This is a genomic window from Pseudomonas sp. LBUM1653 (genome assembly GCF_059716115.1).
Genome location: NZ_CP166803.1, coordinates 2,298,733 through 2,315,758 on the forward strand (window position 1 = coordinate 2,298,733; position 17,026 = coordinate 2,315,758).

Here is a 17,026-nt window from a genome sequence, read left to right on the forward strand (position 1 = left end):
TGATCAGTGTTACGTACGGGGCTGCCCTGGCGAGCAGCCCCGTTTTGAGGTGGATCAGACCGGGGTGGACTCTTGCGGAAGAATCAGTCGCGAAGGAATTCGTTGTTGCGATCCTCGCGCCACCCAGTAGTAAATGACGGCGGGAACGGTCAGGCCGATCAACCATGAAATATCGGTGCCGCCGAGGGTTTCGACCAAGGGGCCGGTGTAGAAACTGGTGGCAATGAACGGCATCTGAATCAGTACCCCGAGGATGTAGACCGCAATGCCGGGCAGGTTCCAGCGACCATAGCGGCCATCTGGATCGGACAGGGCGGGTATGTCGTAGCGCTCTTTGGTCACCAGATAGAAGTCCACCAGGTTGATAGCGCTCCAGGGGGTGAAAAACGCCAGCAGGAACAGGATGAAAGCGGAGAAGTCATGCAGAAACGAGTGCCGCCCCATCAGTGCCAGTGCCGTCGCCAGTCCGACCATGACCAGGATGTAGATCAAGCGCAACGTCCTGGAGATTTCCTGATTGCCGCGAAAGCCGCTGACGATCGTTGCCAGGGACATGAAGCTGCCGTAAGCGTTGAGGGTGGTGATGGTGACCTTGCCGAAGACAATGCTGAAAAACAGCAGCGACGCGACAAAACCACTCGCACCCAGGCCAACGATGTAGGACACCTCATGACCTGCAAACTGATCGCCCGCCAGCGCCGCGACGAACACGCCGAAGATCATCGAGATTTGTGTGCCAATCACCGATCCCAGGCCGACGGCGAGAAAGGTTTTCAAGGCTGATGTGGTTCTCGGCAGGTAGCGCGAATAGTCGGCGACGTAGGGGCCGAAGGCGATTTGCCAGGAGGCTGACAGCGAGATTGCCAACAGAAAACTGCTCAGTGAAAAATGCCGATTGGCCAGCAGTTCGCCGATGTCATGGGCCGACAGCAAGCGATAGAACAAGTAGAAGAACGACACCACGCCAATCAGGCTCGACAGCCGCCCGATCAAATGGATGGTCCGATAGCCGAGCACGGTCAGCACGACAATCATTGCCGCGAAAATGAGAATGCCGGTGCCATCACTGACGTTCATCAGTTGGCTGATGGCCTGGCCTGCGAGCACCGAACCACTGGCCGAAAACCCCACATACATCAAGCAGGCCAGCACGATGGGAATGACCGCGCCATAGACGCCGAACTGCACGCGACTGGAGATCATCTGCGGCAGGCCCAGCTGAGGGCCCTGGGCCGCATGCAAGGCCATGATCGCGCCGCCCAGCAGTTGCCCGATCAGCAGGCCGATCAACGACCAGAACACGTCACCGCCCAGCACCACGGCCAGGGCCCCGGTGACGATCGCGGTGACTTGCAGGTTGGCACCGAACCACAATGTGAACTGACTGAGCAGCCGGCCGTGGCGCTCCGATTCGGGGATGTAATCGATGGATCGCCGTTCTATATACGTCTTGCGCTGCGCACTTTCTTTGGAGGCGGACATGGCGGTTCCTCTCGGGTGTCGTGGGATACGACAGCCTTCTCGGGTTGGGATATCAAGGTTGAGGCCTGAGATCAGGCCCCGGTTTTCGTCGATTAACGCTGGGCGTCGAGCACGCTTCGCGAAATGATGATTTTCTGTACTTCCGAGGTGCCCTCGAAAATCCGCAGGATGCGTGCGTCGCGAACATAGCGCTCCAGCGGCAAGTCGCGAATGTAGCCATAGCCACCGTGCAGCTGCAGCGCGGCATCGGTGACGAAGCCGGCGCATTCGGCGGCGAACAGCTTGGCGGTGGCCGATTCCAGGCTGAAACGTTCACCACTGTCGCGGCGCGCGGCGGCTTTCCAGGTGAGCATGCGCGCGGCTTCCAGCTGAGCGTACATATCGGCCAGGCGCCATTGCGTGCCTTGATACGCCGCCAGCGGTTTGGGCCCGATCTGCCGTTCGCGGACCCAGTTCAGGCTTGCCTGCAACGCCGCATTGGCAACGCCCAGGGACATCGCAGCCACTTCGACACGGCCGCGATCAAGCACCGCCATGGCCGTGTTGAAACCGGCGCCTTCACTGCCCAGCAGTGCCGATGCCGGGAGCCAGCAGTCCAGGGCCAGTTCATAGATCGTACTGCCGCGCAGCCCCATGGTTTTTTCAGGGCTGGAAAAACTGATGCCCTCGGTGCCCTGAGGAATCATGAACGCACTGATACCTTTGTGCCCGGCATCGGCGTCGGTCTTGGCATAGAGCACGATGAATCCGGCTTCTCGGGCGTTTGTGATGTAGTGCTTGCTGCCGCGTATTCTCCAACCGCCGTTTTCAGGTACTGCGCGGCAGCGCATGTCGGCCGGGTTGGAGCCCGCTGCCGGCTCGGTCAGGGCGAAGGCACCGAGCAACTCGCCGCTGGCCGCGCGGGGCAGCCATTCCTGTTTCTGCGCTTCGGTGCCGCCGATCAGAATCGAGTCAGTCGCCAGGAAGTGCGCGGTCAAGGCCGACGCCGTGGAGGCGCAGGCACCGGCGACGGCCTCGACCACGCGGCTCATGGCCAGGCTGCCAATCCCCAGGCCGCCATATTCTTCGGGCAGGTTGATGCCCAAGCCGCCCAGCTCTGCCAAGGCTTGAAGACTCTCGGCGCAGAACGTCTCGGTTTCGTCGTAATGCTGGGCGCGCGGCTGGATCACTTCACGCGCCAGTTTTTCAGCTGATTCGATAACCGCCAGTTCGACCTGGTCCAATTCAAAGTTCATGGGAAAGCTCCTGTTTGTTCATTCCGAATGCCGCGTTGTCGGCGCCCAGGCGTGGGGCTTGGGTGAGGGCATGGGGTTTGTGGCCATTGAAGAAAACCGGTTGCGGGACCAGTGGCTGGGCTGCGCCTTCGGGGCGAATCAGTAGCTGTCGAACTTGCGCCTGTTCGCTGTCGGCGGCCTGGGCGAGGTTCCATACCGGGGAGGATGGCACGCCGGCATCGAGCAGAATGTCGCAAGCCCGGTCGACACTCATCTTGCGCGTCCAGTGTTCGATTTCGGCGCGTAAGGCGGGCTCGTTCAGCGTACGTTGCGGGTCATCGGCGAAACGTGGGTCGCTGGCCAGTTCAGGTTTGCCCATGCATTCGCACAACCGCAGGAACAGCTTGTTGCTGGCAACCGCAATGACCACCTGGCCATCCGCTGCGCGGTAAGTATCGAAGGGCGTCGACACCGGATGGCGGTTGCCGACCAGGCCGGGTGCGACGCCATTGGCAAACAGATTGGACAGGCCGGTCATTTGCAGGCTGAACAACACATCGAACATGGCGACGTCGATGTATTGCGGGCCCGGCGCGTGCCGCTCGCGGGCGAACAACGCCGAGCTGATTGCCCAGGCGGCATAAACCCCGGCACACAAGTCCCCGATTGCCTCGCCGCTGCGCGTCGGTCCTGTTTCGGCGAAACCGGTGACGCTCATCAGTCCGGACATCGCCTGCGCAACGATGTCATAGGCTGGATTGCGTGACAGGGGGCCATGCTGACCAAAACCGGAGATGCTCGCGTAGATCAACTTGGGGTTGTATTGCTTGAGGGTGTCGAAATCGATGCCCAGGCGATGGGTTACGCCGGGACGGAAGTTTTCCACGACGACGTCGGCGTCGCGCACCAATTCATACAGGCGAGCCAGGTCCTCGGTGGACTTGAAATCCATCTCGACGCTGCGCTTGCCGCGATTGATCAGGCCGAAGTAAACGCTTTCGCCATTCTTGAAGGGGCCCAGGTGGCGGCTGTCATCACCGTGCCCCGGCACTTCGAACTTGATGACGTCGGCGCCCAGGTCCGCGAGCATTGCGGTGCAGTGGGGGCCGGCCAGTACGCGGCTGAGGTCCAGCACGCGAACGCCCTGCAGTTGTTGGGTAAACGGGCTGCTGCTCATGGCAGATTCCTCGGGAAAGGGGCTGGATTGTTATTCTGGGTTGTGCACCCCCTGTAGGAGCCGGCTTGCTGGCGATTCAGACACCGCGAGGTGCCAGGCAAACCGCCATCGCCAGCAAGCCGGCTCCTACAGGGGTATTGCGTTATTTGCCGGTAATCATCGGCAGGTTCAGCCCTTGTTCCTTGGCGCAGTCGATCGCGATCTGGTAACCCGCATCGGCATGGCGCATGACGCCGGTCGCCGGGTCGTTGTGCAGGACGCGCGCGATACGCTCGGCCGCTTCATCGGTACCGTCGCAGACAATCACCATGCCCGAGTGCTGGGAGAAGCCCATGCCGACGCCGCCGCCGTGGTGCAGGGAAACCCAGGTCGCGCCGCTCGCGGTGTTGAGCAGGGCGTTGAGCAGTGGCCAGTCGGACACGGCATCGGAACCATCCTGCATCGATTCGGTTTCGCGGTTCGGGCTCGATACCGAACCGGAGTCCAGATGGTCACGACCGATCACGATTGGCGCGGACAGCTCACCGCTACGCACCATTTCGTTGAACGCCAGGCCCAGCTTGGCGCGCAGGCCCAGGCCAACCCAGCAGATACGGGCCGGCAGCCCCTGGAAGCTGATGCGCTCGCGGGCCATGTCCAGCCAGTTGTGCAGGTGGGCGTCGTCCGGGATCAGTTCCTTGACCTTGGCGTCGGTCTTGTAGATATCTTCAGCGTTGCCCGACAGCGCAGCCCAACGGAACGGGCCGATGCCACGGCAGAACAGTGGACGGATGTAGGCCGGTACGAAGCCTGGGAAGTCGAATGCGTTTTCCACGCCTTCTTCCTGGGCCATCTGACGGATGTTGTTGCCGTAGTCGAAGGTCGGCACGCCCATTTTCTGGAAGTCGAGCATCGCTTTGACATGAACGGCCATCGATTGCTTGGCGGCTTTGATCACAGCGGCCGGCTCGGTCTTGGCGCGAGCACGGTACTGATCCCAGGTCCAGCCGGCAGGCAGGTAGCCGTTGAGCGGGTCGTGGGCGCTGGTCTGGTCGGTGACCATGTCCGGGCGCACGCCGCGCTTGACCAGTTCCGGCAGGATTTCTGCCGCGTTGCCCAGCAGGGCGATGGAGATCGCTTTGCCTTCAGCGGTGTATTTGGCGATGCGGGCCAGTGCGTCGTCGAGGTCGCTGGCTTGCTCGTCGACATAGCGGCTTTTCAAACGGAAATCGATGCTGACCTGCTGGCATTCGATGTTCAGCGAGCACGCGCCGGCCAAGGTTGCAGCCAGAGGCTGGGCACCACCCATGCCGCCCAGGCCGGCGGTCAGCACCCACTTGCCTTTGAGGTCATCGTTGTAGTGCTGGCGACCCGCTTCGACGAAGGTTTCGTAGGTGCCTTGGACGATGCCCTGGCTGCCGATGTAGATCCAGCTGCCCGCGGTCATCTGGCCGTACATGGCCAGGCCTTTGGCGTCGAGTTCGTTGAAGTGTTCCCAGCTCGCCCAGTGTGGCACCAGGTTGGAGTTGGCGATCAGTACGCGCGGTGCGTTGGTGTGGGTCTTGAACACGCCGACCGGCTTGCCGGATTGCACCAGCAGGGTCTCGTCGTCGTTCAGGTTGGTCAGGCTTTCGACGATCTTGTCGTAGCATTCCCAGTTACGTGCCGCACGACCGATACCACCGTAAACCACCAGTTCTTTAGGGTTCTCGGCAACTTCCGGGTCGAGGTTGTTCATCAGCATGCGCAGCGGCGCTTCGGTCAGCCAGCTCTTGGCGGTCAGCTGGCTGCCGCGTGCAGCACGGATTTCGACGTCACGCAGGCGGGTGGTCTTGGCGGTCATGGTCATTTCCTCATTCAGCGGTCAGTGGCGTGGCATCGGCACACAAAGATGTACATGTATGCTTATACCAACCTGTATGTACAAGTGAATGCAAGTGAAAGGCCAAAATCGTTTTTGATGGCTTCAAAAAAAATCTTCAAGAAAGATAAGTCGATTAAATTCAAAGACTTATAAATAATGAGAAAAATTGAGCAATGCGAGGGAACAACAAAATTCTGTTGCAACTATGCGAGATTGTTCTGATGGGTTGAGCATTTCGTAACACTTTTGTGCAGGGGGAAACGCTGAGATGTCACCTTTTTGCCACTTTTTGCGCTGGCAGTAACAGCATCTGCAAAAGGTCTGCAACAACAGTCTTGTCGAGCGGCAAGCGGGGGCCGCTCGACTCGTGAATCAATTTCCGAACTTGCCTTCCAGTCGATAACGCGAACCGGGATAAACCAGCCGCGCACAACCGACCTGGCCTTTGGCTGCCCAGGTACGGCGGCGAATCAACAGGCATGGCTCATACCGTTTGATTTGCAACAGCTTGCACTCCGCGGATTTGGCATGGATCGACTCGACCACATGTTCGCCTTCGGTCAGCGGGGCCAACTGGATCAGGTAGGCGTAGGGCGTGACCTTGGTAAAGTCCTGCTGCAGATAAGCGGGTGCTACCTCGGCATTGACGAAGCGCTCTTCGATCTGCACCGGCACACCATTCTCGTGGTGCACCACAACCGAATGGAACAGGCGCTTGACCCCCTCCAGGGGGAAGGGCATGGATGCACGGGCGCGTTCGGGCATCTCCTCGAGCACGATCACTTCGCAGCGATGCTCATGACCTCGGGCCTCGATTTCTTCTGCGATGTTGTGGATCTCGAAAAGCGCGGCATGCCCCTTGGGCTCCGCCACGAAGGTGCCAACCCCTTGCATCCGCACCAGTGAGCCTTCAATAGTCAGCTCGCGCAATGCGCGGTTGATGGTCATGCGACTGACCCCCAGCAAATTCAGCAATTCGCTTTCAGACGGAACCTTGGAATTGGGCAACCAGGCACCGGAGCGAATCTTCTGCATGATGATTTGCTTGACCCGCGCATACAGGGGGGACGGGCTCTCGAGAGAAAAGGATTCGAGAGACGCATTGTCCTCAATAGATTTGGCCACGTTTATTCCTGAATTGAAAAAATTACCCCGACAAGCTTGCCCACCAGTTTACCGAGCTACGACAGATACGCCTATGCGTAGGCAAGCTGCCTGGAAAATCATGCGGTATTACCCCGGTAGACCCAGTGGCCAATTTCAACGGTTATTGCACCAGACGGAAAAGTTCAACGCGGCTGCTACACACAGCCAGGCAACGTAAGGAAAGAGGATCAGGCCAGTGATGACGTCAAGCCGCAATGCCATCACCATCATTGCCACGGCCACCAGCCAGAGCAGCGCCAGAATCATCATCGCGGCGAAGAGGCGGTGTGCGCCGAAGAACACGGGTGTCCACAGTGTGTTAAGTGCGATCTGCGCTGCCCATAAAGCCAGCACCGCCTGACTTCCAGGTATCAGGGTCAACCGGTACCCGGCCCAGGCGAGGAGCAGATAGATAATCGACCAAGCGACGGGAAACACCCACTTGGGTGGCGTGAAGCCGGGTTTGACGAGAGATTCGTACCACTGGCCCGGTTTGAACAGGATGCCGGTGCTTGCGGCAGCAGCGCAGGCGAGAAGAAAAATGAGAAATGTCATCACCAGTCCTTAGCTGAGGTCAGCTGTCCGGAGTTGCAAAGCCATGTCGGCCGTCTTAAAGAAAGGACGCTCAATCAAGCGAAAAGTTTGGATTGAGGGATGACTTTTTGCTGGTCATTGCACAAAGCCCTTTATTGAGAGGCTGTAGGCCGATAGCTGCCTTCCACGACCGCCGTTGCTTGAATAGCAACGGCCAGTCGACTAAGGGAAACCTTTAGCCGGGTTGGAGATTTCCCCCCTTCGGATGCTGTTCGTCTTGATACCGGCGCGGCGTCTACTCGCTTACCTTGCGTAGACAGGAGGCGTGTGGTCGTAGCGGATTGTTCCACTGAGCTCGCCTTGCGTTTACCTCATAACAATAAGAGTGGAGATGTCAGGTGAAGCAATCTTGCCGTGGGTTCGGTATTGCCAGTGCGATCGGGATGATCTGTTCGCCATTGGCAGCGCATGCCGATGTGATCGATGACAGTCACTTCAAAGTGGATACGCGTAACTTCTACCTGCACCGTAACTACACCAACACGAATGCACCGGTGTCTGAAGTGCACAGTTGGTCCCAGGGTTTCGATGCGCAGTTCACCTCTGGCTACACCGACACGGCGTTGGCCATCGGCCTCGATGTAGATGCGCAATACGCCGTACGCCTGGATTCGTCGGGCAACGACGCTTCGCTGCCATATAGCGTGAGCGATCAACAGACGGCCGATGACTACAGTCGCGCCGGTGCGACCTTCAAGATGCGCTATAGCAAGACCGAGTTGAAGGTCGGTGACCTGCGCCCGCAATTGCCGGTGGCGTTCGATGACCCCAGTCGACAACTGGATACCATCTATCAAGGGGTCGTGGTCGAGTCCAAGGAAATCGATGGATTGACGGTGACCGGCGGCCGATTCTGGTCTGCCGTGACACGGGAATCGTCCAATCACGAGAAACTCTACAAGTTTGGCTCCACCGATAATCTCGACAGCGACGGCCTGGATTTTGGCGGCGTGACTTACGACATCAGCAAGACGCTGCAAGCCAGTTATTTCTACGGCGTTTTGCACGATATTTATCAGCAGCACTATTTCGGCCTGATGCACATGGCTGATTTGGGCAATGGCTACAAACTTAAAACCGACTTGCGCTACTTCAATAACAATGAAGATGGCAGTGCGTTGAACGGTGAAATCGACAACCGTTCCTACGGTGCCTTGTTCACCTTGCTCAAAGGCGCCCACATGTTTGGCCTCAGTTACCAGCGCATGCTCGGTGACAGCGTGTTCCCGACCATGAGCGGTTATATCCCGCAACCTTACCTGGTGCACTGGTCGTCGCTGGGTTTTGTTCGTCCGGATGAAAAGTCCTGGGGGGCGCGCTACAGCTATGACTTTGCCGGGATGGGCATGCCAGGGCTGAAGTTCTACACCCGCTACATCAAGGGCACTCACTGGGACCGGGGCGGCAACTTGAGCGACAACCAGGAAAGTGAACGCTACCTGGGACTCAACTACGTGGTGCAGAGCGGGGCGCTGCAAGGCCTTGGGCTGGACCTGCGCAACATCGATGTGAAACAGAAATACGGCTACGACTACAACGAGTTCCGTGTCGCCACGACCTACACCTGGAAGTTCTGGTAAGCGCATTGACTCCATAACAATATCAAACGGAGCAAACACTAGTGAATATACAGGTCGATAACGCGGTCCTGCAGCGCAAGAAAACCTACGTTTACGAGTGGTACGTGGTCGCCCTGTGCATGATCGCCTACATCTTTTCATTTGTGGATCGGCAGATCCTGGCGCTGATGATCGAGCCGATCAAAGCCGACCTGCAGATCAGCGACACCCAGTTCAGCTTGCTGCACGGGCTGGCCTTTTCGTTGTTCTACGCCTTCATGGGCATGCCCATCGCCTATCTGGCCGACCGCTTCAGCAGGCCGAAAATCATCGCCGTCGGCGTGGTGTTCTGGAGCCTGGCGACGGCAGCCTGCGGCATGAGCAAGAACTTCCTGCACATGTTCCTCGCGCGCATTGGCGTCGGTGTCGGCGAAGCGGCCCTGTCGCCCTCGGCCTACTCGATGTTCAGCGATATGTTCCCCAAGGAGAAACTCGGCCGCGCCGTGGGCATCTACTCGATCGGCTCGTTCGTCGGTGGCGGTCTGGCCTTCCTGGTCGGCGGCTATGTGATCGCCATGCTCAAGGACATGAACACCATTGAGGTCGCCTTTCTCGGCGCGATGAAGGCCTGGCAACTGGCGTTCTTCATTGTCGGCCTGCCCGGCATAGTCGTCGGCCTGCTGATCTGGCTTACCGTGCGCAACCCTGCGCGCAAGGGCCTGCAGGTCGATGCGCAGGGCCGGGCGAAGAAGGTCGGTATGAGCGATGGCTTGCGTTTTCTCGGCCGCCACCGTGCCACCTTCACCTGCCATTACCTGGGCTTTTCGTTCTACGCCATGGTGCTTTTCTGCATGATGAGCTGGAGCCCGGCGCTGTATATCCGCAAGTTCGGCCTGACGCCGATGGAGGCGGGTTACATGCTCGGCACCGTGCTGTTATTGGCCAATACCGCCGGGGTACTGTTCGGTGGCTGGCTCACCGATTATCTGGCCAAAAAAGGTCATCAGGATGCCGCGATGCGCACCGGGGTGATTGGCGCACTCGGCATGGCGGTGCCGGCCGTGCTGTTCCCGCAAGCCGATCAACTGTGGCTGTCGGTGACCTTGTTGGTGCCGGCAATGTTCTTCGCCTCGTTCCCGATGCCGGCGTCCACGGCGGCGATGCAGATCCTCGCGCCGAATCAGGTGCGCGCACAGGTCTCGGCGGTGTTCCTGCTGATCAGCAATCTGCTGGGGTTGGGCCTGGGTACCACGCTGGTGGCGCTGTTGACCGACCGGTACTTCGGTTCGCCGGCAGCGGTGGGCTCGTCGATGTCGTTGGTGATCGCGGGTGCGTCGGTGTTGACGGTGGTTCTGCTGTGGCGTGGTTGCCGCCGTTTCCGCGAAAGCTATGCCCGGGAATATCCAGGTCAGGCCTGAGATAATGCTATTCACAGAAGCGAGGAGCCCCACATCTGTGGCGAGGGGATTTAGCGAACCGTCGCACCGCCCCGTTGGGCCGCGAAGCGGCCCTCAGCGTCGGTTCAAAAAGACCGAGTCGTTTGGATTTACGACTGCTCCGCAGCCGTACGGAGATAAATCCCCTCGCCACAAATTTTTTGCTCGCCTTGAACAGCAGGAGAGTTTCTGATGTTGAATGACGTACACCTGCTGGAACGGCATAGCCTGCTCAGCTCGGCCGATTACCGCGAGATCAAGGACAAGGTCAGCCATTACCTGTGTCCGCACAGCTTCAACGTCCTGCGTGACGAGCCGATCCATACCCGGCTCAACGGCGTATTCTTCGGCACTTCGGCGCTGCTTGACCTGCGCTATGGCGCGCCGGTGGAGATCAGCATCGGCGACATTGCCGATCAGTACCTGTTTCGCATTACCTTGCAGGGGCGTTGCGAAGTGGCCCACGGGCGGCGCAGTGCGGCGATGCAGTCGGGTTACCTGAGCGTTTCCTCGCCGTTCGCGCAAAGCCGCATCGTCACCGATGGCGAGTGCCGCAACCTGATCCTGCGCATCGACAGTGATGCCCTGCATTTGCAACTGCAACGCCTGCTCGGCCGCAGCCTGCGGCAGTCGGTGATCTTTGATGTCAGCGTCGACCCTCTGGGTGTCGGTGTCGTCAGCCTCTATCACACCCTGGACTACATCTGCCGGCTTTACGGCAGTGGCGTGGACGGTTCGCGGATCGCCAGCGGCCTGTCGGACTACCTGATGCAACTGCTGCTCACCCAGTTGCCACATAACCACTCGGCGGATCTGTTGATCGATTCGCGCGCGCCGCTGCCGCATCATGTGAAGAAGGCCCGTGACTACATCGAGGAACACCTCGACGAGCCGATCAGCCTGGCGACCCTGAGCGATCTCTGTGGCGTCTCGGCCCGCACCTTGCAGAACGGCTTCAGGCAGTTTCTCCAGCAAGCGCCGGTCGAGTACATCCGTGACCGTCGTTTGGCGGTGATCCACGAGTCGCTGCAGCAGGGCAATGCCTGCGAAACCGTCACCGATATCCTGTTGCGTCACGGCATCAACAGCTTCGGGCATTTTTCCAGTGCCTATCGGCAACGCTATGGCTGCCTGCCGTCGGACACCCTGCGCCGACGCAAGCATTGAGACTTCTGCGTAATCGGTCAGTTGGCTGCGCAATCGGGTAAGTCTGTGGCGGTGCAGCTCGATAGCATCGAGTCTCTTACAAGAGGAGCAACTCGATGAAGATTACTGTGCTGGGTGGTGGACACGGCTGTTACGCCGCTGCTGTCGAAATGGCTGAAAAGGGGCATCAGACCCGCCTGTGGCGTCGCGACGGCGCAGCGCTCAAGGAGCTGCTGGACATCGGCAGCCTGACCATCAAGGACTACCAAGGCACACGCAAATTGTCCGTCGGTAAACAGGGCGACAAACTGTCTTTGACTGACAACCTGGCCGAAGCCCTGGGCGACGCTCAACTGGTCATCATCCCACTGCCGTCGACCTCCCACGAAGACCTGGCCAGACACGTGGCGCCGCACCTGCACGACGGTCAGGTGGTGTTCCTGCCGCCGGGCACCTTCGGTAGTTACGTGTTCGCCAAGGCCATGGCCGATGCGGGCAACCAGAGCAAGGTCGCCTTCGCTGAAACCGGCACGCTGCCGTACCTGGTGCGCAAGCATGGCGCCAGCGACCTGGTGATCAGTTGCTACGCGACCCGCCTGCCGACCGGTGTGTTCCCCAGCAACCTGTCCGAGCACGCCTTCGCGGTGTTGCGCGAGGCCTACCCGAGCGTCGAACCGATTGAAGACGCCCTGAGCGGCGCGTTGATGAACGCAGGTCCCATCATCCACCCGCCGCTGATCATGATGAACGCAGGTCCCCTTGAGCATTTCGAGGCCTGGGACATTCACAACGAAGGCACCCAGCCGTCGATTCGCCGCGTGACCAACCAGCTGGATGCCGAGCGCATGGCCGTGCGCGAAGCACTGACCTACGGCGCACCGCACTTTCCCCTGGCCGATCACTACAACACCAGCGAAGGCGAGGAGTGGATGTACGGTCGCGGCGCGCATGGCAAGCTGACAGACAGCGGCGACTGGCGCGAAGACATCGACCTGCAGAAGCATCGCTACATGCTCGAAGACACCCGCCTGGGCCTGTCCTTCCTGGTGTCCGTCGGCCGTTGGGCCGGTGTGCCGACCCCGGTTGCGCAAGGCCTGTTGAGCATTGCCTCGGTCGTTGCCGAACGTGATCTCTACGCCGAGGGCCGCACCCTGGAAAACCTCGGTCTGGCTGCGCTCGACCGGGTGCAAATGACCGAGCTCCTGAGCAGGGGCCTCAACTGATGAACGCCGCGCTACCCCACGTCAGCGTCGTCGGCGCCGGCCGGATGGGCGAGGGCATTGCCCTGGCATTCATCCATGCCGGCCTGCCGGTCACCCTCATCGACATCAAGGATCGTGCCGGGGATGAGCGGCACGGCTACTTCGAACAGGTGCGCAACAACATCAGTCGCGAACTGCAGATGCTGGTGCGCCTTGGCGTGCTCCAGCTGGAGCAGGCAGACATCGCGCTATCCCGGTTGACCCTGCAATCCCGGGACCAGGCCGCAGGAGCATTGCGCCTGTGCGAGCTGGTGTTCGAAGCCGTACCGGAAGTCATCGAGGTCAAGCAGCAGACCTTCGCCTGGGTCAGCGAGCATGTCCCGGCGTCGACCATCATCGCGTCGACCACCTCGACCTTCCTGGTCACCGAGTTGAGCGAAATGGTCAGTGAACCGCAGCGCTTCGTCAACGCGCACTGGCTCAATCCGGCGCACCTGATGCCGCTGGTGGAGGTCAGCCGCAGCGCAGCGACCTGCTCACAGGTGGTCGAGCGGCTGTTGCAACTGCTCAAGCGGATCGGCAAGGTGCCGGTGGTGTGCAATCCGGTGGCTGGTTATATCGTGCCGCGCATCCAGGCACTGGCGATGAACGAAGCCGCACGGATGGTGGAGGAGGGCGTGGCCAGCGCAGAAGATATCGACACCGCGGTACGCGTGGGCTTTGGTTTGCGCTTCTCGGTGCTGGGCCTGCTCGAGTTCATCGACTGGGGTGGCGGCGACATTCTCTACTACGCCTCGCGTTACCTGAGTGGCGCGCTGGCACCGCGTTTCGAGTCGCCACAGGTGATTGCCGACAACATGCAAAACGGCCGCAACGGCTTGCGCGATGGCCAGGGTTTCTACGATTACCGTGACCTGGACGTGGACGCCTACAAGCAGCAGCGTATCGGCGCCTTCGTGCGCAAACTGGAGTCGTCGGGGTTGACGCCAGCGTTTGATGGGGCGTTGCGGCAGGGCTGAAAATGACGGTCGAATGCCAACCGCCACTGCCACTGTAGGAGCGAGCATGCTCGCGATGGTCGTCAACGATAACGCGTGTTTACTGGCTAAACGCAGCGCTCTTGATTCCATCGCGAGCATGCTCGCTCCTACCGAACAGCATTACGACACTCCGCCAGACCTTTGACCTGCCCCGACTCCGTATGGTTTTCGTCGCTCAACCAGCGTTCGAAACCCGCGCCAATCGCCGGCCACTTTGAATCGATGATCGAGTACCAGGCGGTATCGCTTCCTTTGGTTCCGACACTGCGAGTTTCGGTACACGATCGTCTTGCGGACGTTAATCCGCTTTCACGTCCAGGACGCATTCCATTGCACCGCTCTGCAACGTACGCTGTTCTCTGAGAACGACTTCAAGCGAACGGTCAACGGGCAGTACGGGAACGCCGGTGCCGATAAAGATTGGAATGGTGGTGATGAACAGCTGCTGCAATTCTCCGGCGTCGGCAAAACAGGCTGCCGTTTTCCCGCCACCGACCAGCCAGACATTCTTGCCCTTCGCCGCCTGTCTGGTCCTGGCCGCGACGGTCCCGGCGTCACCGCGTACGAAGGTGATATCCAAATTGGCGGGGGCTGACAGATTCCGGTTGCTCATGACAAAGGCGGGTACGTCCTGGTAGGGCCAGTCATCGGCAGCGTTCGACATGATCCATTCATAGGTCTGCGACCCCATGACCACCGCTCCGACCGTCTGATAAAAATCATCATAGGCCGTTGCGTCATCCCCCAGCGCAAAGTTCTCCAGCCAATCCAGTTTGTGTTGTTGAGTGGCAATATAACCATCCAGGGTGGCAGCTACGTAATAGACCAGCGTCGACATGTGTTTTCCTTGTAATCATGCAGGCGGGAAATGACCCGTAAATAAAGAGCCCCTCTGGAAAGTGGCAAGGGGCGATGGTGATCATTTATTTCGGGAAGGCGAAGATAATGCCTTCCTTGCTTTGGTTAATTGATGTTTCACGCAATCTTTTTTGCATCACGCTGTATCTATGCCGTCGGGGTTTCTACGATTACCGCGAGCTGGACGTGGACGCCCACAAGCAGCAGCGTATTGGCGCCTTTGTCCGCAAGCTGGAGTCGTCGGGGTTGACGCCAGCATTCGATGGGGCGTTGAGGCGGGCCTGAGCATCCGATTCCTTGGAGATTTCCATGCCTGACTCCGCCACCATCCTGGAACTGCCTGCGCCGTTGGTACTGGCCGATCACCCGGCACTGGAACTGCTGAACACCCGCATGATGGTCGAGGGCCAGCGACGAGACCTGCTCGGCACCGATGGCGATGCCGCGTTGTGGCTGCGGCAGATCGGTTTCGGTTCAACGACAGATGGGGAGGGGGGCGACGGGCATTTGCTCGCCCGATTGCGCAAGTTGCGCGACAGCATCGAGGACCTGCTCGCAACTCGCCGGGAAAATCGCGTGGCGGATCAGGCGGCACTGAATGCCTTTCTGTTGCGGGCGGTGCCGCAACTGGTTTGGGAGGGGGGCGCCGCGCCGGTACTGGATCGTTTCCGTCAGGGTGATACCGCCAGCCAATGCCTGAGCCGGCTGGCTTATGCCGCTGCCGAGTTATTGGCTGAAGGCGATTTCACTCTCGTGCGCAAATGCGAAAGCCCGGACTGTTCATTGATGTTTTATGACCGCACCAAGTCGCACAAACGGCGCTGGTGCAGCATGGCGCTGTGCGGAAACCGGCATAAGGTCGCCGAGTTCCGCAAGCGGCGTCAGGGTCCCGCTGGGTTAGCCGGGTAGTGGGGGTAACGTTCATCGGGTTTGGTACTGCGATTCACTTCTCGACCAGTATTTTCGGGTTGGCACTGCCCCAGACGGTGTAAAGGTCGGCCAGAAGCGCGCCGTTGATCTCTTCGATTTCAGCCTGGCTGACTTCGCTTGCGCCTTGCTTGCCAAACAGTATCACTTCGTCTCCCGACTTGACGTCGGATGCATCCGAGACATCGACCATCAGGGTGTTCATCGAAACCTTGCCCACTACCGGCACGCGATGACCATTGATCAATACCACGCCTTTGTTGGTGAACACGCGGCGATAGCCGTCGGAGTAACCGACCGTGATGTTGGCAAGTTTCGAATCACGTGTCAGGGTGAAGGTGCGGTCGTAACCCACTGTGTTTCCAGCGGGATAGCTATTGACCGAGGCCACACGCGACTTGAACTGCATCACGCGCCGATATTCAGTGCGCGAGATGACGGTATCGCCAAACAACGCGCCGCCCGTGCGCACCATGTCCAAGTGCGATTCGGGTACTTCCAGAGTGGCGAAGGAATTGGCCGCGTGCAGGGTAATTTTCTTGCGATCGAGCTGGGCCACATCCATCAGCCAGGCCGCTTGTTCGTTGAAGGTTGCCAGGCCCTTGCGCACGTCGTCCTTATCCTCCACTGCGAAGTGGGTCATGATCGCGACCACTTCCAGATTCGGTACCTTTGTGATTGCCACGGCGTCCTTCTTGCCCTGTTCGGTAGCCATTTCCACGCCGTTACGGCTCATGCCGCTAGAGTTGAGGCTGAGGTGCACCTGCAGTTTGCGACCGTGTTCATGTGCAAGGTCGGCCGCCTGGCGGGCGAAATCGAGGTTGCCAACCAGTTCCTCGACGTTGTACTGCAGAGCATTTTCCAGCTCACCCAGGGTGGCGTTGCGAACACGGATCAACTGGCCCTTGAAGCCGCTTTGGCGAACCACTCGAGCCTCTTCGTTACTGGCGATTGCCACACAGGGTACCCCCAGCGCGATCACCGAAGGCATCACCAGCCCAATACCATGACCATAAGCGTCGGCCTTCAGTACCGCGCAGAGTTTCGACTTGCCGGCCAGCTCCGCTTGCAAGGTACGAATATTGTGCACTAACGCGGTCTTGTTGATTTCAATCCAGGCATTGCTGATTTGCGCAGTCAGCTCGGAGTTGCCGTTGGTGAGCGACAGCGGCGGCGCCGCCTGGGCCTGACTTTGCGAAAAAATCAGGCCGAGGGACAACGCTAGAACAGTCCGTGTAAAGGGCATTTGAAACTCTCCGTGTAATCGGTCTTTTTGTTGTTCGAGTGCCGATTATAGGGAGGCAATGTAAGTTTTCTTTGTACGCGGGGTTCGAAGATGTAAGAGGAGGTAAGGAGTTTGTTCGCGCGCTTTATCCAAGGTGAACACCGAGGCCAAGGCACC

Annotated in this window: 15 protein-coding genes and 1 pseudogene; 7 read left to right on the forward strand and 9 right to left on the reverse strand. The window is 59.4% G+C overall.

All coding sequences use genetic code 11. The features are described 5' to 3' along the window. Window positions 1-54: 54 nt before the first annotated feature. The 6 genes from ACA054_RS10415 to tspO form a co-directional block, all read right to left on the reverse strand. Entirely contained in the window at window positions 55-1,482 is a 1,428-nt protein-coding gene (locus ACA054_RS10415; RefSeq protein WP_497689307.1) for a purine-cytosine permease family protein, read from the reverse strand. Window positions 1,483-1,574: 92 nt separating this feature from the next. After that, window positions 1,575-2,717 carry an acyl-CoA dehydrogenase family protein gene (locus ACA054_RS10420; RefSeq protein WP_497689308.1) on the reverse strand — a complete coding sequence of 381 codons (1,143 nt, stop codon included), beginning with the start codon at window positions 2,715-2,717 and terminating at the stop codon, window positions 1,575-1,577. After that, window positions 2,707-3,873 (reverse strand): CaiB/BaiF CoA transferase family protein, encoded by a 1,167-nt coding sequence (locus ACA054_RS10425; RefSeq protein ID WP_497689309.1) that lies wholly within the window; start codon window positions 3,871-3,873, stop codon window positions 2,707-2,709. Before ACA054_RS10425 ends, ACA054_RS10420 begins: the two co-directional genes overlap by 11 nt. Before the next feature lie 142 nt (window positions 3,874-4,015). Further along, the gene (hutU, locus tag ACA054_RS10430) at window positions 4,016-5,695 is read right to left on the reverse strand and encodes a urocanate hydratase (protein WP_497689310.1); all 1,680 of its coding nucleotides are present in this window, start codon (window positions 5,693-5,695) and stop codon (window positions 4,016-4,018) included. A 393-nt stretch (window positions 5,696-6,088) separates the two neighbouring features. Next, window positions 6,089-6,841 carry a histidine utilization transcriptional repressor HutC gene (gene hutC, locus ACA054_RS10435; RefSeq protein WP_492642560.1) on the reverse strand — a complete coding sequence of 251 codons (753 nt, stop codon included), beginning with the start codon at window positions 6,839-6,841 and terminating at the stop codon, window positions 6,089-6,091. 135 nt (window positions 6,842-6,976) lie between these two features. Then, window positions 6,977-7,417, reverse strand: coding sequence for a tryptophan-rich sensory protein TspO (gene tspO / locus ACA054_RS10440; RefSeq protein ID WP_497689311.1), 441 nt, complete (start codon window positions 7,415-7,417; stop codon window positions 6,977-6,979). Between the two features lie 422 nt (window positions 7,418-7,839). Here tspO and ACA054_RS10445 point away from each other — a divergent pair, with 422 nt between their 5' ends. The 5 genes from ACA054_RS10445 (at window position 7,840) to ACA054_RS10465 (ending at window position 13,818) form a co-directional block, all read left to right on the forward strand. Continuing rightward, window positions 7,840-9,036, forward strand: coding sequence for an OprD family outer membrane porin (locus ACA054_RS10445; RefSeq protein WP_497690273.1), 1,197 nt, complete (start codon window positions 7,840-7,842; stop codon window positions 9,034-9,036). A gap of 41 nt (window positions 9,037-9,077) precedes the next feature. Further along, window positions 9,078-10,433 (forward strand): spinster family MFS transporter, encoded by a 1,356-nt coding sequence (locus tag ACA054_RS10450; RefSeq protein ID WP_497689312.1) that lies wholly within the window; start codon window positions 9,078-9,080, stop codon window positions 10,431-10,433. Window positions 10,434-10,643: 210 nt separating this feature from the next. Continuing rightward, window positions 10,644-11,618: an AraC family transcriptional regulator gene (locus ACA054_RS10455; RefSeq protein WP_497689313.1), complete on the forward strand. Its 975-nt coding sequence runs from the start codon at window positions 10,644-10,646 to the stop codon at window positions 11,616-11,618. Between the two features lie 95 nt (window positions 11,619-11,713). Continuing rightward, window positions 11,714-12,820, forward strand: a complete 1,107-nt coding sequence (locus ACA054_RS10460) for an NAD/NADP octopine/nopaline dehydrogenase family protein (protein ID WP_497689314.1) — start codon at window positions 11,714-11,716, stop codon at window positions 12,818-12,820. After that, window positions 12,820-13,818 carry a 3-hydroxybutyryl-CoA dehydrogenase gene (locus tag ACA054_RS10465; protein ID WP_497689315.1) on the forward strand — a complete coding sequence of 333 codons (999 nt, stop codon included), beginning with the start codon at window positions 12,820-12,822 and terminating at the stop codon, window positions 13,816-13,818. Before ACA054_RS10460 ends, ACA054_RS10465 begins: the two co-directional genes overlap by 1 nt. 128 nt (window positions 13,819-13,946) lie before the next feature. Here the strand turns inward: ACA054_RS10465 and ACA054_RS10470 are convergent. Together ACA054_RS10470 and ACA054_RS10475 are read right to left on the reverse strand one after the other, a co-directional pair. Beyond that, a pseudogene (locus ACA054_RS10470) lies at window positions 13,947-14,084 on the reverse strand (GNAT family N-acetyltransferase); the annotation flags it as partial. 53 nt (window positions 14,085-14,137) lie between these two features. Next, window positions 14,138-14,677 (reverse strand): dihydrofolate reductase family protein, encoded by a 540-nt coding sequence (locus ACA054_RS10475; RefSeq protein ID WP_497689316.1) that lies wholly within the window; start codon window positions 14,675-14,677, stop codon window positions 14,138-14,140. A 107-nt stretch (window positions 14,678-14,784) separates the two neighbouring features. Here ACA054_RS10475 and ACA054_RS10480 point away from each other — a divergent pair, with 107 nt between their 5' ends. Together ACA054_RS10480 and ACA054_RS10485 are read left to right on the forward strand one after the other, a co-directional pair. Beyond that, window positions 14,785-14,982 (forward strand): hypothetical protein, encoded by a 198-nt coding sequence (locus tag ACA054_RS10480; RefSeq protein ID WP_497689317.1) that lies wholly within the window; start codon window positions 14,785-14,787, stop codon window positions 14,980-14,982. Between the two features lie 24 nt (window positions 14,983-15,006). Then, the gene (locus tag ACA054_RS10485; protein ID WP_497689318.1) at window positions 15,007-15,606 is read left to right on the forward strand and encodes a CGNR zinc finger domain-containing protein; all 600 of its coding nucleotides are present in this window, start codon (window positions 15,007-15,009) and stop codon (window positions 15,604-15,606) included. A 34-nt stretch (window positions 15,607-15,640) separates the two neighbouring features. On the opposite strand, the gene alr is transcribed toward ACA054_RS10485, so the two are convergent. Continuing rightward, entirely contained in the window at window positions 15,641-16,870 is a 1,230-nt protein-coding gene (alr, locus tag ACA054_RS10490) for an alanine racemase (protein WP_497689319.1), read from the reverse strand. Window positions 16,871-17,026: the final 156 nt, after the last annotated feature.

What these genes read in the sequence shown, in the direction of transcription:
- ACA054_RS10415 (WP_497689307.1), bottom strand. Translation starts at nt 1,482, where the DNA reads ATGTCCGCCTCCAAAGAAAGTGCGCAGCGCAAGACGTATATAGAACGG.
- ACA054_RS10420 (WP_497689308.1), bottom strand. Translation starts at nt 2,717, where the DNA reads ATGAACTTTGAATTGGACCAGGTCGAACTGGCGGTTATCGAATCAGCT.
- ACA054_RS10425 (WP_497689309.1), bottom strand. Translation starts at nt 3,873, where the DNA reads ATGAGCAGCAGCCCGTTTACCCAACAACTGCAGGGCGTTCGCGTGCTG.
- hutU (WP_497689310.1), bottom strand. Translation starts at nt 5,695, where the DNA reads ATGACCGCCAAGACCACCCGCCTGCGTGACGTCGAAATCCGTGCTGCA.
- tspO (WP_497689311.1), bottom strand. Translation starts at nt 7,417, where the DNA reads ATGACATTTCTCATTTTTCTTCTCGCCTGCGCTGCTGCCGCAAGCACC.
- ACA054_RS10445 (WP_497690273.1), top strand. Translation starts at nt 7,840, where the DNA reads ATGATCTGTTCGCCATTGGCAGCGCATGCCGATGTGATCGATGACAGT.
- ACA054_RS10455 (WP_497689313.1), top strand. Translation starts at nt 10,644, where the DNA reads ATGTTGAATGACGTACACCTGCTGGAACGGCATAGCCTGCTCAGCTCG.
- ACA054_RS10460 (WP_497689314.1), top strand. Translation starts at nt 11,714, where the DNA reads ATGAAGATTACTGTGCTGGGTGGTGGACACGGCTGTTACGCCGCTGCT.
- ACA054_RS10465 (WP_497689315.1), top strand. Translation starts at nt 12,820, where the DNA reads ATGAACGCCGCGCTACCCCACGTCAGCGTCGTCGGCGCCGGCCGGATG.
- ACA054_RS10475 (WP_497689316.1), bottom strand. Translation starts at nt 14,677, where the DNA reads ATGTCGACGCTGGTCTATTACGTAGCTGCCACCCTGGATGGTTATATT.
- ACA054_RS10480 (WP_497689317.1), top strand. Translation starts at nt 14,785, where the DNA reads ATGCCTTCCTTGCTTTGGTTAATTGATGTTTCACGCAATCTTTTTTGC.
- ACA054_RS10485 (WP_497689318.1), top strand. Translation starts at nt 15,007, where the DNA reads ATGCCTGACTCCGCCACCATCCTGGAACTGCCTGCGCCGTTGGTACTG.
- alr (WP_497689319.1), bottom strand. Translation starts at nt 16,870, where the DNA reads ATGCCCTTTACACGGACTGTTCTAGCGTTGTCCCTCGGCCTGATTTTT.